Below are 21,591 nucleotides of genomic sequence, written 5' to 3'. Positions count from 1 at the left end.
ATAAGCCTTCGGCGTCGGCATAATTCTTTAGGACCTATCCGAGTTGTTGGTGAATATCTCATCGATTGAAAATTTTATCTAAATAAAATTTTTGATTTGATGCTCACTTACGGCGGTATCCGTGCGCTGAATATATCAAACCTTGCAGCATCTGCCTATGGGCTAAGTTTAGGTTTCTTGTGAAATAACTTAGCTAAATGATCATTTTTTAATCATATTTAGCAAATCTTGGATTAATCGAGCGTATGAATTCTACACAACAATGGCAAAGTGTCACTTGGTTTGACGTGGATGAGCATCAAGACGGGCAGCGAATAGATAATTTTTTATTTACCCGATTAAAAGGTGTACCGAAGAGTCGAATCTATCGTTTGATTCGTGAAGGACAAGTACGCGTAAACAAAAAAAGAATAAAAGCAGAAACACGTTTGAACATTGGCGACCAGATTCGGGTTGCACCAATTCGTTATGAACAAAAGGATGAAAGTGCTGCACCTGTGAGTGATAGCGTGGCACAGAGCCTGCTCAGTCGTGTGGTGTATGAAGATGAAGGGCTGTTGGTAGTCAATAAACCTTCAGGGATTGCTGTCCATGGCGGCAGTGGCGTTGCTTATGGGCTGATTGAGGCCTTGCGTGCCGCAACGGGTAAAAAATATTTGGAACTGATCCATCGTATTGACCGTGATACCTCTGGTTTAGTGATGATCAGTAAAAAGCGCAGCACTTTAAAATTACTGCAAGACCTATTGCGTGAGCATAAGATTCAAAAAACGTATGCGGCAATTGTCAAAGGCCAAGTCAGCCTAGATCAACAAATGATTGATGCGCCGTTGTTACGTTATGAGCTGGCCAATGGTGAACGTCGTGTTCGTGTCACCAAAGAAGGTAAGCCGAGTAAAACCAACTGGAAAGTAGTGGAGCGTTTTAAAACGGCCACTTTGGTGCATGCTTCACCGCTTTCGGGGCGTACCCATCAAATCCGTGTACATGGTCTTAGTATTGGTCACCCTTTAGTCGGGGATGATAAATATGGGCATACTACGGCCTATACCGGTCCAGAAGCCCGCCGTTTGTGTCTACATGCGATGCGTTTAGAGATTCCAAACTATCCCGCTATTGAAGCGCCAATGCCTGAAGATATGCAACAGGTGATTGATCAGTTGAGAAAGCAGAAATGAGTCAAAATATCGAACTGGTGATTTTCGATTGGGACGGAACCTTATTCGATTCGGTTGGGCAAATCGTGGCAAGTCTGCAATATGCAGCACAGCAATTTGAACAACCGCTTACGGATGATGCGGCAAAAAGTATTATTGGCTTAGGTTTACCTGAAGTCATGCAAATCCTGTTTCCACAAGTTCCGCATTTACAGCAAGATATTTTACAATGTTATGCCGATCACTATGTGGCAAATTCCAAAGGTGATGCGTGGTTTAGCGGTGTTGCAGCGTTGCTCGCGGATTTAAAACAACAGGGTCTGAAGTTGGCCGTAGCAACGGGTAAAAGCCGTAAAGGTCTAGATCGTGTCTTGGCACAAACCGATAGTCATACGCTGTTTGATATCACCCGTGCCGCCAGTGAAACCAAGTCCAAGCCAGACCCGCTGATGTTGCAGGAAATATTGACTGAGCTGGATGTAGCGGTTGAGCGTGCAATTATGGTGGGTGATACCAGTTATGACTTGGAAATGGCACAAAACCTGAATATGCCACGGATTGGGGTCAGTTACGGGGTGCATAGTATTGAGACTTTACAGCAATTTCAGCCGCTCACCATCGCACACAATGTTCAGGATTTACATCGCTATTTGCAAAGCGTGTTGAATATTGCCGCTTTAACTGAAAGTTAAGCGATACCCATCAGATCAAAGACAAGAATGGGAGAGTCCGCTTTCCCATTTTCATAATAACAATAGGGACAACATGAGTCGTTCAATCCGTTTGCTCAATCTATTACAGCTGCTTAGAGAATATCGCTATCCGGTCACTGCACAGGTGTTGGCGGCGCGTTTGCAGATCAGTCAACGCAGCGTCTATCGCGATATTGATACCTTGCGGGTACAGGGCGTGAATATTGATGCAGCAGCAGGGTTGGGTTTTCAACTGAAACAGGATTTCCTGCTTCCACCGATGACATTGAATGAAACCGAGATCGAAGCGATCTTTTTGGCCCTAAATTGGCTGAATGATATTCCTGATCTGGCCTTGAAATCGGCCTCGACTTCGGTATTGGCCAAGCTCAATGCAGTGCTGCCTAAACATTGTCAGCAGCAACTTGAACAAACTACTTTAAGATCGATCAATGTCTGGTTGCCTGTCGATGAAACATTGGTAGAGCAAGTGCGTTTGGCGATTCGTCAGCAAGTCAAAATCTTGGTCGATTATGCGGATGAGCAGCAACGCGTCAGTTCCCGTACATTATGGCCATTTGCGCTAGGTTATTTTAATGATCGCATTGTCTTGGCCGCTTGGTGTGAACTACGCAAAGGTTTTCGCCATTTTAGGATTGATCGAATTCGAGCATTGAGCTTGAGTCAGGAACTGTATCCACAATTCAAACAGCAATTATTCCAACAGTGGTGGACACAAGAAATGTGCCGTTCGACTACTGACAAAAACTGACAATCAAAACAATTACATTGAAATAAGAATAACTCACTAAGGAAATATCAAAATGGCACTTCAACTTTATACCAATAATTTTTCACGTGGCGTCGTGGTTGACTGGTTGCTGATCGAACTGGGCATTGAATGTGAACGTATCGAAGTTGCTTTCCAAACCGAAATGAAGGCCCCTGAATACCTCAAAATTAATCCCTTTGGCAAAGTTCCTGTGCTGGTCGATGATGGGATTGTAGTTTATGAGCTGGATGCAATTTGTGCTTATCTGGCGGATAAATTTGCAGACAAAGGCTTGGCACCTGCACTGAATGATCCAAAACGTGGTGTTTATTATCGTTGGTTATTCTTTATTTCTGGGCCTTGGGAAGCCGCTTCAACCAATAAAATGCTCGGTGTAGACGTCGCACCCGATCAAAAATCTTCTGTTGGATACGGGGATTATCAGGATGCCTATAACGCTTTTGTGCAAGGTCTCAGCGAAGTTGATCTCTATTTATGTGGCAAGCAGTTTACGGCCGCGGATGTCACGGTTGCTGCAATGTTATTTTGGCAGCTAAAAATGGGGGAGATCGAATCGCATCCTGCAATTGAGCATTATCTGGAAAACATTAAACAAAGACCAAGCTATCAAAAATTTGCTGAATTTTTTAGTAATGCCTAAGCTGAAAAGTCTATTCATCCAATAAAGAAGCCGATTCATTCGGCTTTTTTATATTCTCGGTTCTGATTTGAGATCGGTGATGTGATCGAATGAAAATACACGTTGAATCTCTTCAATGAATTGTTGTGTTGCGTCACTGGGGTTTTGTTTTTGATAGCTGATAAACACATCCAGGTAGGGTAGCGGTTGACTGAGGGGTTTGACGACGATTTGGTCGGTGGCTAGTGCTTGGATATAGGCCGGTAAAATGGCACAACGATGCCCTGAATGCACTGCTTGAATAGCCTCGGCAATGTTGCTGGCTTCATCGATGTTTTGAAAATGAATTTGCTGCTGTTTAATGTATTGGGTAATGATTCGTGCCAAAGGCGCAGACAGCTTGTGGGCTAAAATGGTCAGGGGTAAATCCTGTAATTGAGCAAGGTCGATCTGTGCATGCTGTGCCAAAGGATGTTGTTTTGGCAGCATAAACACCAAAGGTTCTTTGAGGACCAATTGACTTGCAAATGCTTCATTTTCAAATTTTTGATTAATAAAAATCAGGTCTAAATCGCCTTTTTTAAGCTTATTGATTTGATCGCTTTCTTTGAGATTGAGTGTTCGAATTTGCAGTTTGGGCAGACGAACTCTTAAACGCGGCAAGATATAGGGGAAAACGCGGATTTCAGCAGAGGGCACAAAACCGATTTTTAAGCATTGCACTTTTGCCGCAGCAACCTGTCGTGCCATGGTCACCGCTTTGTCTGCCTGTGTCAGGGTCAGGCGAGCTTGTTCGAGGAAAACCTGACCTTCATCGGTTAATTCAACTTTACGTTTGGTACGATGTAACAGTTGCACACCAACATCATCTTCGAGGTCTTTGATTTGCTGACTGAGAGAGGGTTGAGACGTGTGTAGTTTGAGTGCTGCTTTACTGAAACTCAGCTCTTCAGCAACGGTAATGAAATAGCGTAAATGACGTAATTCCATAAGACGGGTCCAAGAATGTCTTATTATTGTTTTGCTGATGATGAGAAAATCATACTGTTGCCGCATTATATCTGAGCTTGTTTTATATACAATATGCTTTTTTCTAAAATATAAAAAATAGCAAAAAAGGAGCTGTTTCTGCTGGGTGCTGAATTGTCAGTATGCTTTATTAGTTCGGTAAAATTGTGTTGACTCAGCGAGAGAAAATCAACATAAGGCATAAGCTTATGTTAGGATCAAAGATCGGTGTTAGAAACTGGAATAAAACGAGAATAGTAAAAAAATCATCATGATTTAAAAGACTATCCCGTTAACTATAATCTATGGACAACACAGGACCTACATCACCTACCTCATGCGATGAGATTCCATCAAAGAAGACCTACATGAAAGATAAGCCGACATTAACCTATCAATTGCCGACACAATCTTGCTTGAGCCACACTTGGGGGAAACCTCCTTTTCCACATGAGGCTTCTGATCATTGTGGGATTGATCGCTTCTATAATCTAGAAAAACCGTTAACACCTTATGATCGTAAAGGATTGTTAAAGTGGTTAGCCACACGGCAGTCTTATACTTGGAATGTGGACCGTTCACATGAATGGACCTTGCGTAATCACATGCTGGAGTTGCCGCAAAATAGACCACATGCCGATTTGAATGACTGGCAAATTTGGTTTGTGGGACATGCCACTGTTTTAATTCAGATCGGTTCTTATAATTTTTTGACCGATCCCGTCTGGTGTGAGTATGTCAGCCCGAAACAGGGCAATGGCCCACGCCGTGTCTGCCCTGCGGGGATTGCCTTAGAACATTTGCCAAACATTCATGGGGTACTGTTAAGCCACAATCATTATGACCATATGGATTTGGCGACTTTGGAATGGTTACATCAAAAATTCGAAATGCCGATTTATACAGGCTTGGGCAATGGCTATTATCTACCTAAGCATTTACACGTCATTGAGATGGATTGGTGGCAGGAAATTCCATTTCATGATGAATTGAAGATTGCCTATACACCTGCACAGCATACCTCTGGGCGAGGGGTTCGAGATCAGAACAGAGCGCTGTGGGGCGGTTTTTCTTTAGTTGCTAAAACAGGGCATTGCTTCTTTGCTGGCGATACAGGCTATTCCACGCACTTTAAACAAATCCATGAGCGTTATGGCGATGCACGTGTGGCCTTATTGCCGATCGGAGCTTATGAACCACGCTTGCTGATGCGTTATGTACATATGAATCCACAAGACGCATTTCATGCCCATTTAGATCTGCATGCCCATCGTTCCTTGGCGATACATTTCCGAAGCTTCCAGCTTACAGATGAAGATCGCGATGCGCCTGAACATGAACTTCAGCAAGCCATGAAATCCTCTTCAAAATTGGTCAATCCATTTTATTGTATTCGTGAGGGGCACTTTATTCGGGCTTAGGGCTTTGTAGGGCATCTATACACCATAATGAAATCAGTGAAAGACTGCCCAAGGCGATATTCATGACAACGGGATTGAAAGCTTGATAGATCTGGTCTGGATAAATCAGTAAAACGACAATAAATAAGCCAATCAAGCTGATGATGTTGAACCAATGCAAGTATATGTGTGTCAGCCATAAAAAAAGAATGCCAAAGATAATTTCAGCAATCCCAGAGCATGAAATCATCCATGGAATATAGACTGCTGCAATATTGAGTTGTTGCCAAACATAGTGTTCATCTTGCACCTGAAAAATTAATTTGGGAATCAATCCTTGATATATCCATAGTATCGCAATGACCAACTGACTGAATTTTAAAATCTTTTGGAGGGGTAGATGGCTATGGTTCATCTTAGGGCATCATCCAGAAGGAAATGTTGCTGAATATCTGGGGTCACGACATAACATTGTTCCGTTTTACCAAAAAGGCGGTAGCGATTTAAGGCGACACGGCGATAAGCAAAATCTCGGATGGGTTTAGGCACAACACGGGCATACTTTAAGCTGCGATAAGGGAAATCCAGTCGCCGCATAATACGTAGAAAGGCAGTCGATTCGGTATAACATTGACCATTTTCCAGTAATACCATCGTTTCAAAATGATCAGTAGGAAGATGGCAATAGGTGAGGAGTTGCTGTCCGATATTGGATTGCACTGAAACCAGTTTAAATTGACAGTGTAGATCATGCTTGATCATAAAATCTGCCCAAGCTGAGCAAAGCACGCACTCTGCATCAAACAGGATGATGTCATGGCTTTGGATTAGGTGTTCTAATGATTTCAGCATATTTATTGTTCTAATGGGGGGTGAATAAATTGTCCCTCAACTGCATTAAAAAAGCCATCCGAGGATGGCTTTTTATTTCAATATTTAAGGTTTACAGAAAGCTAGGTAAATGACGGGCTGGATCGGTTTCACGAGCAGCTTGAGCATCTGCAACCGTCATGCCTAATGCTTTCGCTACGCCTTCACCATAAGCAGGGTGGCATGCATAACAGTTACGGATATGACGATATTTGATGAAGTCCAAAGCATCACCCATGGCACGTGCTGTATTGCCAAATAATGCATCTTGTTGTTCAGGTGTCATCAATTCGAACAAGGCGCGCGGTTGACTGAAGTAGTCATTATCATCTTCACGATAATCCCAGAAATCGGCATCGCCGTTAATTTTTAATGGTGGTTCTTTGTACTGAGGTTGCTCTTGCCACTGACCAAAGCTGTTTGGCTCGTAATGTGGTAAGCCACCATAGTTGGCGTCGATACGGCCTTGACCGTCGCGGTGGTTACTATGTACAGGGCAACGTGCAGCATTGACTGGGATTTGTTGGTAGTTCACACCGAGACGGTAGCGTTGAGCATCCGCATAGTTAAATAAACGCGCTTGTAACATACGGTCTGGTGAAACACTGATACCAGGCACCAAGTTGCTTGGTGCAAAAGCAGATTGTTCCACATCCAAGAAGAAGTTTTCTGAATTGCGATTCAGTTCAAACTCACCGACTTCAATCAGTGGATAATCACCGTGAGGCCATACTTTGGTTAGATCAAATGGATGGTAGGGAACTTTCTCTGCTTCTTGTTCTGGCATGATTTGTACGAAAAGGGTCCATTTTGGATAGTCTTTGCGTTCGATTGCATCGAATAAATCACGTTGGTGACTTTCACGATCTTGACCTACCAGTTCACCTGCTTCAGCATCGGTCAGGTTCTTAATCCCTTGCTGCGTTCTAAAGTGGAATTTTACCCAGAAACGCTCATTGGCAGCATTAATGAAGCTATAGGTATGGCTACTAAAACCATGCATATGGCGATAGCTTGCAGGAATACCACGATCCGACATGACGATGGTCACTTGATGTAGCGCTTCTGGCAGTAAGGTCCAGAAATCCCAGTTATTGGTTGCGCTACGTAGATTGGTTTTAGGGTCGCGTTTAACCGCCTTGTTTAAATCAGGGAATTTACGCGGGTCACGCAAGAAGAATACAGGGGTGTTATTTCCCACCATATCCCAGTTACCTTCTTCGGTATAAAATTTTAAAGCAAAACCACGAATGTCTCGTTCTGCATCTGCTGCACCGCGTTCACCTGCAACGGTGGTAAAGCGAGCGAACATCTCGGTTTTTTTACCAATTTCGCTAAAGATTTTAGCGCGGGTATATTGCGTAATATCATGGGTTACGGTGAAAGTACCAAATGCGCCAGAACCTTTAGCATGCATACGACGCTCAGGAATCACTTCACGGACAAAGTTGGCAAGTTTTTCATTTAGCCATAAATCTTGGGCTAATAAGGGTCCTCTAGCGCCAGCGGTCATACTATTTTGGTTATCAACCACAGGTGCACCAAAATCAGTGGTTAAGTGGCTATAAGGACATTTTTTATCGTCTTGGCTCATGTTCTATCTCCATCAAGATGACCTGTGAGCTAGGTCACCTCAATTGTTTGACCGTTCAAAGATATGAATGTTGGACCGTATCATGTACAAAATGGGTATCGAAATGTCAGATGCCTAAATTGATTTGCAATGATAAAGTTCGCATCCTTTGTATTTTTACTCTAGGTTGATGAAAGCTTTTTTTCCAATGGATTAAAGTTGATGTCATAAATGCTTTATTCGATTGAAGCTGTTTAAAGCTTAAACATGAGTTGAGTATTTGTAGATATGAAAATTGTTAAAAAAAGATAAAAGATAATGAAAAAATAAAGACTTACTGCTTTGCTTGGTTTTAATGGAAACTGAATCTGAGGCTAGATTGGCAAAATTTTAAAGCCGTTATTTTTGTTGAAAAATAGTGCTGTTACATGTTGGAGTTATGTAAAAAGGCCTAGAACGGTTTCGTTTATTGTTTTTGATGTGTATGAAAAATAATCAATAGATTTGAGTTGCAGACATCGAAAGCTCAGTAGCAAATATGTAAACCCTTAAGATTTTTGCGTTTGCTATGTTATTTTGGGCTTTTATTTGGAGAGCTGAAAAGAATGAAAAAATTAGCATTAGGTTTCGGGTTATCTTTAACTGTTTTAGCAGGTTGTACAGCAATGCCACAACAAGACGGAAACAAAGCAAATTCTACCGCTTCATTGAAAGTTGAGTTTGTTGGGCAAGGCGCTTATGCAGTTACGCCGCAGCAGGGCACCGTCAGTTTATATGCCGTGGACAGTCAGATTGCAGATGTGCCTGCAACCTTGATTCAGCAGCAAAAAGTTCAAATCTCTCAGGTGCCATTTACAGTTGATTTTACTGTTCCAGCGGATCACCGTCAGCGCATTCAGCCACCAGTTCGTGAGGATGCGCAAATCAAATATTATGTCACTTGGGAATCGGATGCCAAGAATTTGACCGGTAAAGATGCCATTGTGATTGATTATGATCGTCAATTTCCAAGCGTGAGTTTGGATGGTGCTAAACAACAGATCTACCTGCGTTCAGCAAAATAAATTATGCAGTAAATAAAAAAGGCGATGCACTAGGGCACATCGCCTTTTTTATATTGAAATGTCTTGTTTAGACATTGAGCATACGATTGGATTTAACCATATCGGCCAAGCCATGGGTTCTGAAATAATGCTCCAACCAGCTTTTAATCACCAATGGGTTATTCATTTGTAGCACATCATCCAACAGTTTTTTAGCATCAGTCATCGGCACATGGCAAATTGCTTTACGGACACGGAGAATGTTACTTGAACTCATTGAAAGGGTATTAAAGCCCATTGCCATCAGTAGAATGGCTGACAAGGGGTCTCCCGCCATTTCTCCACAGACACTGACTGGTTTTTGATGTTCGTGGCAGTCTTGAACCAAACGTTTTAGTGCACGTAATACCGATGGGTGGAAATGCGAATAGACGTTGGCCACATGTGGATTATTCCGATCAACTGCCAGTAAATACTGGGTCAAATCATTAGAACCGACCGAGAAGAAATCAACCAATTCGGCAAATTCATCAATTTGTAATAGCACGCTAGGCACTTCGACCATAATCCCGATTTTCGGTTTGGTGATTTTGACTTGTTCTTCTTCTTGTACCGCAATCCAGTCTCGTTCCAACAGATACAGCACTTCTTCCACTTCACTGACGCTGGTCACCATCGGCAATAAGATATGCAAATTGTTCAGGCCAATACTGGCTTTGAGCATGGCACGAATTTGCGCAGAGAAAATTTCAGGATGGTCCAGCGTGAAACGTAAACCGCGCCAACCTAAAGCTGAGTTTTCTTCTTCAATACTGAAATAAGGCAAATCTTTATCCGCACCAATATCGAGGGTACGCATAATTACAGGCTTGTTGGCAAAATGGCTGAGTTGTTGACGATAGATAGCACGTTGTTCTTCTTCGCCAGGGAAACGTTCGCGTAGCATAAAAGGAATTTCACTACGATAGAGTCCTACACCTTTAGCGCCCCGTTGTACACCACGAACCACATCAATCATTAAGCCTGTATTGACGAATAAAGGAATAGACACGCCATCAGGCGTAATTGCATCTTTAGTTTCGTATTGCTTTAAATCTTTGGCGATTTGCTCTTCTTCTTTTTGCACTTCCTTATAACGTTGACGTAGACGACGGGGAGGATTGACGAAGACCCGCCCTTGATAGGCATCCACAATCATCTCCAGATCATCCAGTGTCGTAATCGGTAATTCGGTAACCCCTACGACCGTTGGAATGCCGAGCGCACGGGCGACAATCACCATATGTGAGTTGGCCGCACCCTCAGAAGTGACAATTGCCGCGATATTATCAACAGGCAATTCGACCAAGGCCGCCGTACTGATCTCTTCACCAATCAAAATACTATCAGGGCTGAGTTCACGGTGACTGGTATCATTTTCTTGCAGGCAAGCCAAGATTCGGCGCCCAAGATCTTTCAGATCAGAGACACGTTCACGAAGGTAGTCATCTTCCATTTGTGCAAACAGCGCCACATGTTTGTCGATGACTTTACGTACGGCACCTTGTGCCCAACTGCCTGCACGAATATGGTCTTTAATTTCGCTTGGTAAGGCATTCTCATCCAGCATACGTAAGAACACGCTGAACAGTGCACGCTCTTCAGACATGAGCGAGTCTTGCATTTTCTCATCTAAAGATTGAATCTCTAGACGGACTGCTACAATGGCTTGATCGAGTAATTCTAATTCATCACTGATGTCTTCAGCTTCACGATCAGGAATCGCACCGAGATCAGCAGGGGGATAGAGTACGATTGCACGGCCTAGTGCTACACCGCCTGCGCCCGACACCCCTTGGAAGGTTTTATAACTGGGGCCATTGCTGGGTTTACGGAATACATCGATGTTGCCCACCGCATGTGCATGGGCAATCACGCCAGAAAGTTGTGCGCACAAGGTCACCAAAAAGGATTCTGCCGCTTCACTAAAATCTTGTGATTCTTTATTTTGAACCACTAATACACCCATCACCTTGCGGCGATACATGACCGGAACGCCCAGGAAGGAGTTAAACAGCTCTTCACCTGTTTCAGGCAAATAAGCGAAACGTTCGTGTTTGGGTGCGTTGTCTAAGTTAACGATTTCTTCACGTTGACCGACCAAACCAACCAAACCTTCACCAACACTGAGTGATACGGTGCCAACCGCCTCGGGTTTTAATCCTTTAGACGCCATCAGCACGTAGCGACGATTACGCTCGTCCAATAAATAAATTGAACACACATCGACATGCATGGCATCGGCCACATGATTGACCATAATGTCCAAGGAATCATGCAAACTGACGGACGCATTAATTTCTTGCACAATGCGTCTAAGCGTGTCGAGTTGCATGTTTGACATGGATGTTTACTCCAATTTATTGAATCGTTATAGGCCTAGTTATAACAGCTCTCTTGTCAAAAATCATTGCTTAAAGTGATGATTCTTTGACAATTAACGCTGAGGTAGTTGTAAACATAATTCCATCATGGCTTTACGGTAAACATCACGTTTGAAGTTGACCACTTGACCCAATGGGTACCAGTAACTCACCCATTGCCATTCATCGAACTCGGGTGGGTCTGATAGGTTTAACTGAATATGATGCGGCGAGGCCGTTAACTTCAGTAAAAACCATTTTTGCTTTTGTCCAATACATACCGGATCTGAATCTGACCGAATGTACCGATGTGGCAAACGATAACGCAGCCAACCTTTTGTTTGCGCTATAATTTGGACGTGTTCGGGCAATAAACCGACTTCTTCTCTCAGTTCACGAAAAAGTGCCTGCTCAGGGGTTTCACCAAATTGGATCCCTCCTTGTGGAAATTGCCAAGCATTGTGACCAATGCGTTTTGCCCATAAAACTTGTCCGTCATCGTTTGCCAAAATGATCCCGACGTTGGGTCGGAAACCTTCTGAGTCGATCATTTGGCTACCTAAATTTTGTCTATATCGTTGACTTTGATCTCGGGGACAGTCACTCTTCTTGTCCAACTCGAAAAAGGTCAAAGTAAAATGTTTAAAAATTGCTATGATCTTAACGAATTTCTATCGACTAGCGGAGATAGATTTACATTTTTTTTCTTAATTTTCAGTTTAAACGAGAAATTCTATGCAATTGGCTTTGTTTGATTTAGATCATACGCTGTTAAATACCGATTCAGACCATTCTTGGGGAGAGTTTTTGGTCAATGAGGCTTTGGTTGATCCAGTTCATCATCGTCAAATGAATGACAAGTTTTATGAAGACTATAAAGCAGGACAGCTTGACCCGATTGCCTATAATGAATTTGTATTTGAATTTCTGACCAAACATGACAATGCCTATTTAACTGAGTTACATCAGTTGTTTATGCAGAAGGTTATCCGTCCGCAGATGCGCCCTAAAGGCTTCGATGCGATTAAAAAGCATCAGGATCTTGGTCATGCCATTGTCGGCATCACCGCCACCAGTGACTTTATTACCGCACCGATTTTCCGTGAATTTGGCATTACCGAGATTATTGCCACCAATGCGGAAGTGATTGATGGAGAATATACTGGGAAAGTCACAGGGATTCCATGCTACCAAAAAGGCAAGCTGGCGCGTCTGGATCAGTGGTTGGCTGGCCAGTCCGTGTCTGAGTCATGGGCATATTCTGATTCAATCAATGACCGTTTCTTACTTGAATATGCGACCCATGCGATTGCAGTCAATCCAGATGACCGTTTAGAAAAGCTAGCCAAAGAACAGGCTTGGGATATTCAAGACTGGTCGATTTAAGGTTTTGATTCATTGCCAATATCGCTGTGTAAACAGAGGTATTTGGCAATGATCTATTCATGTTTAAAAATTAAAAAAATCATTATCATATTCATTCAATTTATTGCTATAACACTACTGGATTTATAGGGGGTGTTATGACAAAACAACAAATCAAATTACCTAAACAACTCTGGACTGCAGAGAGTATTGATCTCACACGACATCGTTATCAAGGCAAGTTATTGAGCAAAAGTGAAGGCTTTCATTTAGGTAAGGCGCAACGAAAAAAAATTCCACGTGAAAACTTAGCTCAACTTTCAGTACGCCCAAAAGGCACCACAGCGTTAACACTTTATGATTGGAGTAATCAGGGACGTTTAACACAATTACAGTCAATTCGTGCCAAGCGGATGAGTGTCTCGCCATTTACGTTCTATCGTGGTATGCCCGCGCTGATGCTGTTTGATCAAGCATGGGAACAATACAATTCAGGCTTGTTTCAGCAAATTTGTGGCGATTGCCATTTAAGCAACTTTGGCGGTTTTGCCAGTCCTGAACGTAACCTGTTATTTGGTATCAATGACTTTGATGAAACCTTGGTTGCGCCATTTGAGTGGGATTTAAAACGTCTGGTGACAAGTTTTGTGATTGCGGCCAAAGATATTGGATTGGGAGAGCGCAGCGGCTTAAAAGCCATTAAAACCATGCTAAATAGCTACCGCCAACACTTACTTGAGAATATGGCCTTATCACCATTGCAAGTTTGGTATGAAAAGGTCGATGCCAACACCTTATTAGAAAATACCGAATGCCGAAAACTCAGAAAGAAACGTGCCAAGCATTTAGATTCAGCTCAAAAGCGTAATGCCCATTCAGTGTTACCTAAGCTGACTCAACAAGATGCTGAAACTGGGTTTAGACATTTTATTGATGATGCTCCTTTACTGTGGCACCCCAAGGCAGATGAACCCTTTGCTGAACAGGTTGATGAGTTTTTTCAATGCTATCGTAACTCATTGAAATATGACCGACAGGTATTGTTTGATCGTTATCAGCGGACCGATGTGGCACTCAAAGTGGTCGGGGTCGGTAGCGTTGGAACCCGTTCAGCAATTGCCTTGTTTGAAGATGCAGACCGTGAACCATTGATTTTACAAATGAAAGAAGCCAATCCGTCTATTCTTAGTCCGTTATTTAAAGACAAAGTTCAGCACGAAGGTGAGCGGGTGATTCATGGTCAGCAATTGATGCAAGCGGCCAGCGATATCTTCTTGGGTTTTTCCAGCCTGCAACAAGATTTTCATGTACGCCAGCTACGAGATATGAAAATTTCGGTTGATCTTGCCGATATGGATGATGAATATTTCTATGAATATGCGGAAAGCTGTGGCCTTGCTTTAGCCCATGCACATGCCAAAGCAGGCAATGCCGATGTATTGATGGGTTATTTAGGTGAAGGCAATACGATCATTGAGGTTTTACAGGATTATGCCACTCAATCGGCTGAGCGTAATCTAAATGACTATCAGCAATTTATGAACGCAGTAAGCGATGGTCAGATTCAGCTCGCTGGTGATGATGTCCTTTAATCATAGGTCTGTTTGGACAGACATAAAAATAGTGATGATTTGAGAGAAAAAAGACAAATGTTTAGCAAAATTATGTCAGGTTTGGGCCTGCAAGGTGTCACTGTTGAAACTCGTTTATTTAATTCAACCTTACAAGCGGGGGAAACGCTACGCGGTGAGATTAATTTTAAAGGTGGCTCAACCGATAAAGATATTAAAGGTCTGTATTTGCAATTGATGACCATGGCTGAGGTAGAGTCGGGTGATCATGAATTTAATCAGCCTTTGGTCTTGGATCAATGGTTAATCAGTGCTAATTTTTCATTGCCGGCAAATCAAGCGCACCATGTTCCTTTCACCATGGAAATTCCGCATGAAACGCCAATCACCGAAGTTTCTTGCCGCCGTAATGGGACACGGGTCTGGATCAATACCCGTCTGGATGTGGATTGGGGTGTGGATGCAACGGATCGTGACTATTTAAGCGTTCTGCCAACACCTGCCATGCAAATGTTTTTACAAGCTATGCAGCAATGTGGATTTGTTTTGTCGACGGTGGATGTAGAGAAAGGGCAATTGACTGCACAGAACTTTAGATCGACCATTGGCTGCTACCAAGAGTTGGAGTTTGTATCTTCACACATGTTTAGTGGTTTTAATGAGGTGGAAGTGTCTTTTGTGGCTGAACCACATCAAACCCATGTCATGCTGGAGATCGACCGCCGTTTCCGCTCAGATCAGTTATTGTCGATGACGATTCCGCATCATCTCTTAGATGTCCAGCAGATGGCGCAGCAGATTCGCCGTTTATTGCAGATTGGATAAGCGAGATTAAACCTCCCTTTGGGGAGGTTTTTTGTCATATGATTGTCATTATTTATTTTTAAGATCAAATGATGAAAATAAAAATAAATCAGGAAGCCCAGACTTCCATCTTGCTCGATACATTATTGCAATTAAAACGACAATATCCCATGATCAAAATGCGATGGATCGCTCTCCCGATTTTCATGCTGATTTTGATGTACGGTTGGCAGCAACAGTTTTTTACCGCATGGGTGATCTTGCCCTTTGTGTGGACAATGATTGTGCTGAATCTTGCCTTGCTTGCGCATTTTAAATCTAAAAAATTACAAAAGATTGAGCAATTCAAATTCGATCCGATTTTCTGGAATAAATTTAGATTCTATTATCCTGAACTGGGTCTAAAACAACGGCAATTGATCGAAGTTGGATTTAAGGATTATTTGGCTTTGCATGTCATGCAAAAACAGGCTTATGCCATGCCTTCGCATGCCGTTGATTCGTTATGGCATGTCATGCTGGAATTTCCAAAGCAGTACCAAGACTTATGTGAACGGCTTATTGGTCGGCAGTTACATCATAGCCCCTATGAAGCGAGCACAACGTCCACGCAGCAAACGCAACAGTTATTTGCGACATGGCGAAACAGTTGTGGTTTACATGCCTATCAACCAAGAAATACCACGCTGTTACCTAGACTGTTTGCGATTGACCAAGCCTTAAATTGGCAAGATGGGCAGTATTTTAATCTTGAATTGATGACCAAGGATTATGCGCAATACCTGCAGGCACAATCTTCGTCATCCTCTTCAAGTTGCAGCAGTAGCAGCAATAGCTGTAGTAGTTGCAGCAGTTGTGGGGGCGGTGGGGGAGATTAACAGATGCCACTAGCCTACATGCATCATTCGAATCAACTCTTCAGCCGCTTTAGACTGAATTCGTGCAGGATGCCAAACCATACCGAGTTGACGCTGCATATCCAGTTTTAAATCGAGTTGTTTTAAATCCTGATTGACTAAGGTTTTTGGCAACACCGACCAGCCGAGACCAATCGAGACCAACATTCGAATGGATTCTAAGGGATTATTGCTCATGGTAATTTTTGGTTTTAAACCATTTCGCTCAAACTCAGACAAGGTGATCTGACTGGTATAGGTTTGTGCGGCAGGTAATAAACTTGGGTAAGCAATCAGGTCTTCGAGTTTAAGTTGGGGTTGTTGTGCCAAAGGGTGGAAGGGCGCAGCCACAAACACCAATGGATCATTCCAGATGGTTACATAATTCAGGCGATCATGCCCCACTGGCGGTAAGGTTAAAAATGCCAGTTCCAGTTCACCTGCCAAAACCTGTTCATGCGCTTGTTCTGAATCGACAAAATGCACATCCAAGGTCACTTGAGGATAGTGCTGCACAAAATTTTTCAATGGTTCAGCCAAATGATGCAAACCAATATGATGACTGGTACCAATCTTTAAGCGGCCTTGGACCTGTGCTTGCTCATGACTCAAAGTATGATGAATTTCCCCTAATTCATTCAGCCAAGTCCGGACTTTAGGTAATAGAGAGTGTGCGGCATGAGTGGGCTGAATGCCCCGACCTGCAGATTCAAACAGCTTGACCCCAAAGTAGTCTTCCAAGCTGTGAATCCGTTTAGTGACTGCGGGTTGGGTAATAAATAATTGTTCTGCTGCGATGGAAATTGAACCGGTTTCCATCACTTTTACAAATGCTTCAAAAGCAGCGAGGTTCATACAAGCTTGTCCAAGGAGATTTTAAAATTAGTTTTATAAGCAGTATGTTTGAATTAGAAATAATTCCATACTTTTTCATGAAAGAAAAAAGCAAAGGCTTGTACCGTTGGTTCAATTAAACTTAAGGTAGCTGCCATGAGCCAATTGCCTGTAATCAGGTAAGCAACGATCATCGCAACACTAATATGCATGATGTAATAACTCAAGGTTTTTTTCAAAGTCCGACTATTGTTCATGACAAATTGTTGAATATTTGACATCTGTTTCACCTTACAAAATCTCTATTTAATTAAATAATAATCATTATCATTTAAAATGTAAAAAGGAAATTTCAATTCAGCACGATTGGATTTATAAATCGTGAGGTGATTGATTTAATATCAGCTGCTCAAAGCCAGAGTATGTATGAAATGTGCTCAGCCAAGACGATTTAAATTTATTTTATTTAATGAGATGATCAAGATATAAAATTTCAATTTATCATTCCTAAAAGTTTATTAATTTATAAAAATGATAAATTAGATTTATGTGAAGCGATTGCTATAATCAATTCAAGATCAAAATACCCAGACCAATGGCAAGCACGATGGAGGGCGACGACATGGCAGGCAAAACCTTATATGACAAATTATGGGATGACCATTTAGTAAAACAACGCGATGATGGTTCGAGCTTAATTTATATTGATCGCCATTTATTACATGAAGTGACTAGCCCTCAAGCATTTGAAGGTTTACAGCTTGCTGATCGCCAACCTTGGCGTTTAAGTGCTAACGTTGCAACACCTGACCATAACGTGCCTACTTCTAAAAAAGAGCGTGAACAGGGTATCGCAGGGATTGAAGATGATACTTCTCGTATTCAGGTACAAACCTTAGATGACAACTGTAAAACCTTTAATATCGTTGAGTTTGGGATTAATGATATTCGTCAAGGCATTGCCCACGTGGTTGGGCCAGAACAAGGTTTAACTTTGCCGGGTATGACCGTGGTCTGTGGTGACTCACATACCGCAACACATGGTGCTTTTGGCTGTTTGGCACATGGTATCGGGACGTCAGAAGTGGAACATGTATTGGCAACACAGTGCTTGGTACAGAAGAAGTCGAAAAACATGTTGGTGCGTGTTGATGGCGTATTAGGTACGGGCGTGACCTCAAAAGATGTGGTGTTAGCCATTATTGGCAAGATTGGGACCGCGGGCGGTACAGGTTATGCCATTGAGTTTGGTGGTCAAGTGTTCCGTGATATGTCAATCGAAGGTCGTATGACTGTATGTAATATGGCAATCGAAGCGGGTGCTCGTGTGGGGATGGTTGCAGTCGACGACAAAACCATTGCCTATGTCAAAGACCGTAACTATGCACCGAAAGGTGAACAGTGGGATCAAGCAGTCGAATATTGGAATACCTTACATTCAGACGAAGATGCTGTATTTGATGCGGTGGTGGTCTTGAATGGTGCAGAGATTGAGCCACAAGTGTCTTGGGGAACTTCTCCTGAAATGGTGATTCCTGTTTCACAGGCAGTACCAACATTAGAACAAGCTAAAGATGATGTACAACGCAATGACTGGACCCGTGCTTATCAATACATGGGATTAACGGCAGGTCAAGCCTTGGCCGATATCCAATTAGATCGCGTCTTTATTGGTTCATGCACCAACTCACGTATTGAAGATATTCGTGCAGCAGCGGATGTGGTAAAAGGCCGTAAGGTTGCGTCGAGCATCAAACAGGCGATGATTGTGCCGGGTTCTGGTTTGGTGAAACAACAAGCTGAGCAAGAAGGTTTAGATCAAATTTTCTTGGAAGCAGGTTTTGAATGGCGCGAACCAGGTTGTTCGATGTGCTTAGCGATGAACGCAGATAAATTACAGCCAGGTGAACATTGTGCTTCGACCTCGAACCGTAATTTTGAAGGTCGTCAAGGTAACGGCGGACGTACGCATTTGGTCAGCCCAGCGATGGCTGCTGCCGCTGCGATTGCGGGCCATTTTGTTGATGTTCGTTCATTCTAAGGGAGCACAAGCATGGAAAAATACACTGTAGAGCAAGGTATTGTTGGGCCTTTAGACCGTGCCAATGTCGATACCGATTTAATTATTCCAAAACAATTCTTAAAGTCGATTAAACGTACAGGTTTCGGCGATAACTTATTTGATGAGTTACGTTATTTGGATGAAGGCTATTTAGGTCAAGACATTAGCAAACGCCCGAAAAATCCTGATTTCGTATTGAATCAACCGCGTTATCAAGGTTCAAGTATTTTATTGGCACGGACCAATTTTGGTTGTGGTTCTAGCCGTGAGCATGCGCCTTGGGCGTTGAATGAATATGGTTTCCGTACCGTCATTGCACCGAGCTTTGCCGATATTTTCTTTAATAACTGCTTTAAAAATGGCATGTTACCTGTGATTTTATCTGAACAGGTGGTGGATCAGTTATTTAAAGAATGTGCTGAGAATGAGGGTTATCAACTGACCATTGATTTAGAGGCTCAGGAAGTGCGTACCCCAACAGGTGAAGCATTTAAATTTGAAATTGATCCATTCCGTAAGCACTGCTTATTAAATGGTTTGGATGATATTGGCTTAACTTTACAAGTGGCAGATGATATTCGCGCTTTTGAAGCCAAGGCGAAACAAGCGCGTCCGTGGGTGTTTCAAGACATCCAAGCTTAAGTTTGGGTCGTAGAAATACATTTGGGTTTTAGACATTTTTAACATAGGCATAGCGCAGAGATTGAACTCTTGTTAACATGCTAGCGGATAATATTTTGCTTACATGTTAACAAGACATGAGGACTGGGCTTGAATAATGAAAAGAAGACTCGCTCGCAGTATTTTACTGTGTCTAGGCGCTGTTACGACTTTGACTGCATGTCAAAATGCACCCAATGTGGTGGATCAGGTTCGTATTGCACAGAACACATTGGAAAGTAAGGCGGACAACACAACTTTATATTGTTCAGGTGTTGAGAATTGTGAGTTTGAACGTATTGGTGACATCGATGTCATTGATGCAAAGACTCATCGGATTAGCCAAAAGGCAATGGAACGCGGCATTGTACGCTTACATGGTTCAGTATTTAGCCGCAAACAGCAGGTCTATTTAAGTGTGCCAGCCAAGCAATATGAGGTCGTGATTCGCTTCTATCCAATTTCTCCTGACCGTTCCGAAACTTTCCATGTGATTCATGCATTTAAACCGCATGTGCGCTATACCTTTAAAATGTACCGAGACCGAACACGTCGTTCAGGTAGTTTACTTAATGTTTCTGTGCCTGATCCGTTGTGTGTAGATTTACAGCAAGAGCAACACACCATTCGTCGTTTCTGTCGTCCATTTGACGTCAGTACAGGTCTGGGTGAGTTTGTTGAGAAAAAGGTTTAATTGGCTTGCAGCGTCATCGTTGCACATAGGAAAATTGGAAAATAAATGTCGAAGCATATTTTGATTTTAGCGGGTGATGGCATTGGTCCTGAAATCGTAGCAGCTGCTGAAAAGGTTTTAACCAAGGTCAATGATAAATTTAATTTAGGTTTGACATGGGAACATGGTTTGCTCGGTGGTTCTGCAATTGATGCACACGGCGAACCATACCCAGCCGTGACCAGTGAACAGGCGAAAAAAGCCGATGCGATTTTATTGGGTGCAGTGGGTGGTCCGAAGTGGGATAGCATTGAGCGTTCAATTCGCCCTGAACGTGGCTTGTTGAAAATTCGTAGTGAACTCAATTTATTCGCCAATTTACGTCCTGCAATTCTGTATCCACAATTGGCGGATGCATCGAGCTTAAAACCTGAAATCGTTGCTGGCCTTGATATTCTGATTGTTCGTGAATTAACGGGTGGGATTTATTTTGGTCAACCACGTGGTATTCGTGAACTCGAAAATGGTGAAAAGCAGGGTTATAACACGGATGTCTATTCAGAAAGTGAAATCAAACGCATCGCCAAAGTTGCTTTTGAGTTAGCTGGGTTGCGTGGTGGCAAGGTCTGTTCGGTAGATAAAGCCAACGTTCTTGAGGTGACGGAGTTATGGAAGCAAACTGTCACTGACTTACAGCAAGCACAGTATTCAAATATTCAGTTGTCGCATATGTATGTGGATAATGCGGCAATGCAGTTGGTACGCGCACCGAAGCAATTTGACGTGATCGTTACGGGTAATTTGTTCGGTGATATCTTGTCTGACGAAGCAGCGATGTTGACGGGTTCAATCGGCATGTTGCCATCTGCCTCTTTAGATGAAAACGGCAAAGGTATGTATGAACCATGTCATGGTTCAGCGCCAGATATCGCAGGTCAAAATATTGCCAACCCATTGGCGACTGTACTGTCAGTGGCGATGATGTTGCGTTATACCTTCCGTGAAGAAGCGGCTGCGAAGGCCATTGAAGATGCGGTCGGTCAGGTGTTAGACCAAGGTTTACGTACTGCCGATATCATGTCGGAAGGTATGAATAAAGTCGGGACAGATGCGATGGGTGAAGCTGTGGTTGCAGCATTAAACTAAGCATTGAAGTTTATTAAAAACGC

22 protein-coding genes are annotated in these 21,591 nt (G+C 42.8%); 14 read left to right on the top strand and 8 right to left on the bottom strand.

Features of this window, described 5'->3' with window-relative positions; genetic code table 11:
* Positions 1-245: 245 nt before the first annotated feature.
* The 4 genes from F993_RS05085 (at position 246) to F993_RS05100 (ending at position 3,282) form a co-directional block, all read left to right on the top strand.
* Positions 246-1,178: an RluA family pseudouridine synthase gene (locus F993_RS05085; protein ID WP_004656079.1), complete on the top strand. Its 933-nt coding sequence runs from the start codon at positions 246-248 to the stop codon at positions 1,176-1,178.
* Entirely contained in the window at positions 1,175-1,849 is a 675-nt protein-coding gene (locus F993_RS05090; protein WP_004656077.1) for an HAD-IA family hydrolase, read from the top strand. The genes F993_RS05085 and F993_RS05090 overlap by 4 nt, the downstream gene beginning before the upstream one ends.
* Before the next feature lie 73 nt (positions 1,850-1,922).
* Positions 1,923-2,621: a helix-turn-helix transcriptional regulator gene (locus tag F993_RS05095; RefSeq protein ID WP_004656076.1), complete on the top strand. Its 699-nt coding sequence runs from the start codon at positions 1,923-1,925 to the stop codon at positions 2,619-2,621.
* A gap of 52 nt (positions 2,622-2,673) precedes the next feature.
* Entirely contained in the window at positions 2,674-3,282 is a 609-nt protein-coding gene (locus tag F993_RS05100; protein WP_004656072.1) for a glutathione S-transferase family protein, read from the top strand.
* Between the two features lie 48 nt (positions 3,283-3,330).
* On the opposite strand, the gene hcaR is transcribed toward F993_RS05100, so the two are convergent.
* On the bottom strand, positions 3,331-4,251 hold the full coding sequence (gene hcaR / locus F993_RS05105; RefSeq protein ID WP_004656071.1) for a DNA-binding transcriptional regulator HcaR: 921 nt from the start codon (positions 4,249-4,251) through the stop codon (positions 3,331-3,333).
* A 386-nt stretch (positions 4,252-4,637) separates the two neighbouring features.
* Here hcaR and F993_RS05110 point away from each other — a divergent pair, with 386 nt between their 5' ends.
* On the top strand, positions 4,638-5,690 hold the full coding sequence (locus F993_RS05110; protein WP_004656069.1) for an MBL fold metallo-hydrolase: 1,053 nt from the start codon (positions 4,638-4,640) through the stop codon (positions 5,688-5,690).
* Here F993_RS05110 and F993_RS05115 read toward each other — a convergent pair.
* The 3 genes from F993_RS05115 to F993_RS05125 all read right to left on the bottom strand — a co-directional run bounded on the left by F993_RS05115 (position 5,677) and on the right by F993_RS05125 (position 8,133).
* Positions 5,677-6,084 (bottom strand): DoxX-like family protein, encoded by a 408-nt coding sequence (locus F993_RS05115; RefSeq protein ID WP_004656068.1) that lies wholly within the window; start codon positions 6,082-6,084, stop codon positions 5,677-5,679. The genes F993_RS05110 and F993_RS05115 overlap by 14 nt on opposite strands.
* On the bottom strand, positions 6,081-6,521 hold the full coding sequence (locus tag F993_RS05120) for a thiol-disulfide oxidoreductase DCC family protein (protein WP_004656066.1): 441 nt from the start codon (positions 6,519-6,521) through the stop codon (positions 6,081-6,083). The genes F993_RS05115 and F993_RS05120 overlap by 4 nt, the downstream gene beginning before the upstream one ends.
* A 91-nt stretch (positions 6,522-6,612) precedes the next feature.
* Positions 6,613-8,133, bottom strand: coding sequence for a catalase (locus F993_RS05125; protein WP_004656064.1), 1,521 nt, complete (start codon positions 8,131-8,133; stop codon positions 6,613-6,615).
* A gap of 584 nt (positions 8,134-8,717) precedes the next feature.
* Between F993_RS05125 and F993_RS05130 the strand changes: the two genes are divergently transcribed.
* Complete coding sequence (locus F993_RS05130) at positions 8,718-9,176, top strand: hypothetical protein (RefSeq protein ID WP_004656063.1); 459 nt, start codon at positions 8,718-8,720, stop codon at positions 9,174-9,176.
* A gap of 67 nt (positions 9,177-9,243) precedes the next feature.
* On the opposite strand, the gene ptsP is transcribed toward F993_RS05130, so the two are convergent.
* Both ptsP and F993_RS05140 read right to left on the bottom strand, forming a co-directional pair.
* The gene (ptsP, locus tag F993_RS05135) at positions 9,244-11,538 is read right to left on the bottom strand and encodes a phosphoenolpyruvate--protein phosphotransferase (RefSeq protein ID WP_004656062.1); all 2,295 of its coding nucleotides are present in this window, start codon (positions 11,536-11,538) and stop codon (positions 9,244-9,246) included.
* Positions 11,539-11,631: 93 nt separating this feature from the next.
* Entirely contained in the window at positions 11,632-12,108 is a 477-nt protein-coding gene (locus tag F993_RS05140; RefSeq protein ID WP_004656060.1) for an RNA pyrophosphohydrolase, read from the bottom strand.
* Positions 12,109-12,292: 184 nt separating this feature from the next.
* Between F993_RS05140 and F993_RS05145 the strand changes: the two genes are divergently transcribed.
* From F993_RS05145 to F993_RS05160, 4 genes are all read left to right on the top strand, one after another.
* Complete coding sequence (locus F993_RS05145) at positions 12,293-12,943, top strand: HAD family hydrolase (RefSeq protein ID WP_004656058.1); 651 nt, start codon at positions 12,293-12,295, stop codon at positions 12,941-12,943.
* A gap of 137 nt (positions 12,944-13,080) precedes the next feature.
* Complete coding sequence (locus F993_RS05150) at positions 13,081-14,514, top strand: DUF2252 domain-containing protein (RefSeq protein ID WP_004656057.1); 1,434 nt, start codon at positions 13,081-13,083, stop codon at positions 14,512-14,514.
* A 57-nt stretch (positions 14,515-14,571) separates the two neighbouring features.
* Positions 14,572-15,318 carry a sporulation protein gene (locus tag F993_RS05155; protein WP_004656055.1) on the top strand — a complete coding sequence of 249 codons (747 nt, stop codon included), beginning with the start codon at positions 14,572-14,574 and terminating at the stop codon, positions 15,316-15,318.
* A 71-nt stretch (positions 15,319-15,389) separates the two neighbouring features.
* Entirely contained in the window at positions 15,390-16,175 is a 786-nt protein-coding gene (locus tag F993_RS05160; RefSeq protein ID WP_032812535.1) for a glycine-rich domain-containing protein, read from the top strand.
* Between the two features lie 9 nt (positions 16,176-16,184).
* Here the strand turns inward: F993_RS05160 and F993_RS05165 are convergent, their stop codons facing one another.
* Both F993_RS05165 and F993_RS05170 read right to left on the bottom strand, forming a co-directional pair.
* Positions 16,185-17,048, bottom strand: coding sequence for a LysR family transcriptional regulator (locus tag F993_RS05165; protein ID WP_004656052.1), 864 nt, complete (start codon positions 17,046-17,048; stop codon positions 16,185-16,187).
* 53 nt (positions 17,049-17,101) lie between these two features.
* Positions 17,102-17,308, bottom strand: a complete 207-nt coding sequence (locus F993_RS05170) for a DUF2061 domain-containing protein (RefSeq protein ID WP_004656050.1) — start codon at positions 17,306-17,308, stop codon at positions 17,102-17,104.
* Between the two features lie 341 nt (positions 17,309-17,649).
* Here F993_RS05170 and leuC point away from each other — a divergent pair, with 341 nt between their 5' ends.
* From leuC to leuB, 4 genes are all read left to right on the top strand, one after another.
* Complete coding sequence (leuC, locus tag F993_RS05175; protein ID WP_004656048.1) at positions 17,650-19,068, top strand: 3-isopropylmalate dehydratase large subunit; 1,419 nt, start codon at positions 17,650-17,652, stop codon at positions 19,066-19,068.
* Between the two features lie 12 nt (positions 19,069-19,080).
* Positions 19,081-19,731 (top strand): 3-isopropylmalate dehydratase small subunit, encoded by a 651-nt coding sequence (leuD, locus tag F993_RS05180; protein WP_004656046.1) that lies wholly within the window; start codon positions 19,081-19,083, stop codon positions 19,729-19,731.
* A 136-nt stretch (positions 19,732-19,867) separates the two neighbouring features.
* Positions 19,868-20,443 carry a hypothetical protein gene (locus F993_RS05185; protein ID WP_004656044.1) on the top strand — a complete coding sequence of 192 codons (576 nt, stop codon included), beginning with the start codon at positions 19,868-19,870 and terminating at the stop codon, positions 20,441-20,443.
* 45 nt (positions 20,444-20,488) lie between these two features.
* Positions 20,489-21,568, top strand: a complete 1,080-nt coding sequence (gene leuB / locus F993_RS05190) for a 3-isopropylmalate dehydrogenase (RefSeq protein WP_004656042.1) — start codon at positions 20,489-20,491, stop codon at positions 21,566-21,568.
* Positions 21,569-21,591: the final 23 nt, after the last annotated feature.

It is taken from the genome of Acinetobacter proteolyticus (genome assembly GCF_000367945.1).
GTDB lineage: Bacteria > Pseudomonadota > Gammaproteobacteria > Pseudomonadales > Moraxellaceae > Acinetobacter > Acinetobacter proteolyticus.
This window is presented reverse-complemented; position numbering and strand designations above follow the sequence as displayed.

Excerpts from the sequence above, each read along its gene's own strand:
- F993_RS05085 (WP_004656079.1), top strand. The coding sequence starts at position 246 with ATGAATTCTACACAACAATGGCAAAGTGTCACTTGGTTTGACGTGGAT.
- F993_RS05090 (WP_004656077.1), top strand. The coding sequence starts at position 1,175 with ATGAGTCAAAATATCGAACTGGTGATTTTCGATTGGGACGGAACCTTA.
- F993_RS05095 (WP_004656076.1), top strand. The coding sequence starts at position 1,923 with ATGAGTCGTTCAATCCGTTTGCTCAATCTATTACAGCTGCTTAGAGAA.
- F993_RS05100 (WP_004656072.1), top strand. The coding sequence starts at position 2,674 with ATGGCACTTCAACTTTATACCAATAATTTTTCACGTGGCGTCGTGGTT.
- hcaR (WP_004656071.1), bottom strand. The coding sequence starts at position 4,251 with ATGGAATTACGTCATTTACGCTATTTCATTACCGTTGCTGAAGAGCTG.
- F993_RS05110 (WP_004656069.1), top strand. The coding sequence starts at position 4,638 with ATGAAAGATAAGCCGACATTAACCTATCAATTGCCGACACAATCTTGC.
- F993_RS05115 (WP_004656068.1), bottom strand. The coding sequence starts at position 6,084 with ATGAACCATAGCCATCTACCCCTCCAAAAGATTTTAAAATTCAGTCAG.
- F993_RS05120 (WP_004656066.1), bottom strand. The coding sequence starts at position 6,521 with ATGCTGAAATCATTAGAACACCTAATCCAAAGCCATGACATCATCCTG.
- F993_RS05125 (WP_004656064.1), bottom strand. The coding sequence starts at position 8,133 with ATGAGCCAAGACGATAAAAAATGTCCTTATAGCCACTTAACCACTGAT.
- F993_RS05130 (WP_004656063.1), top strand. The coding sequence starts at position 8,718 with ATGAAAAAATTAGCATTAGGTTTCGGGTTATCTTTAACTGTTTTAGCA.
- ptsP (WP_004656062.1), bottom strand. The coding sequence starts at position 11,538 with ATGTCAAACATGCAACTCGACACGCTTAGACGCATTGTGCAAGAAATT.
- F993_RS05140 (WP_004656060.1), bottom strand. The coding sequence starts at position 12,108 with ATGATCGACTCAGAAGGTTTCCGACCCAACGTCGGGATCATTTTGGCA.
- F993_RS05145 (WP_004656058.1), top strand. The coding sequence starts at position 12,293 with ATGCAATTGGCTTTGTTTGATTTAGATCATACGCTGTTAAATACCGAT.
- F993_RS05150 (WP_004656057.1), top strand. The coding sequence starts at position 13,081 with ATGACAAAACAACAAATCAAATTACCTAAACAACTCTGGACTGCAGAG.
- F993_RS05155 (WP_004656055.1), top strand. The coding sequence starts at position 14,572 with ATGTTTAGCAAAATTATGTCAGGTTTGGGCCTGCAAGGTGTCACTGTT.
- F993_RS05160 (WP_032812535.1), top strand. The coding sequence starts at position 15,390 with ATGAAAATAAAAATAAATCAGGAAGCCCAGACTTCCATCTTGCTCGAT.
- F993_RS05165 (WP_004656052.1), bottom strand. The coding sequence starts at position 17,048 with ATGAACCTCGCTGCTTTTGAAGCATTTGTAAAAGTGATGGAAACCGGT.
- F993_RS05170 (WP_004656050.1), bottom strand. The coding sequence starts at position 17,308 with ATGTCAAATATTCAACAATTTGTCATGAACAATAGTCGGACTTTGAAA.
- leuC (WP_004656048.1), top strand. The coding sequence starts at position 17,650 with ATGGCAGGCAAAACCTTATATGACAAATTATGGGATGACCATTTAGTA.
- leuD (WP_004656046.1), top strand. The coding sequence starts at position 19,081 with ATGGAAAAATACACTGTAGAGCAAGGTATTGTTGGGCCTTTAGACCGT.
- F993_RS05185 (WP_004656044.1), top strand. The coding sequence starts at position 19,868 with ATGAAAAGAAGACTCGCTCGCAGTATTTTACTGTGTCTAGGCGCTGTT.
- leuB (WP_004656042.1), top strand. The coding sequence starts at position 20,489 with ATGTCGAAGCATATTTTGATTTTAGCGGGTGATGGCATTGGTCCTGAA.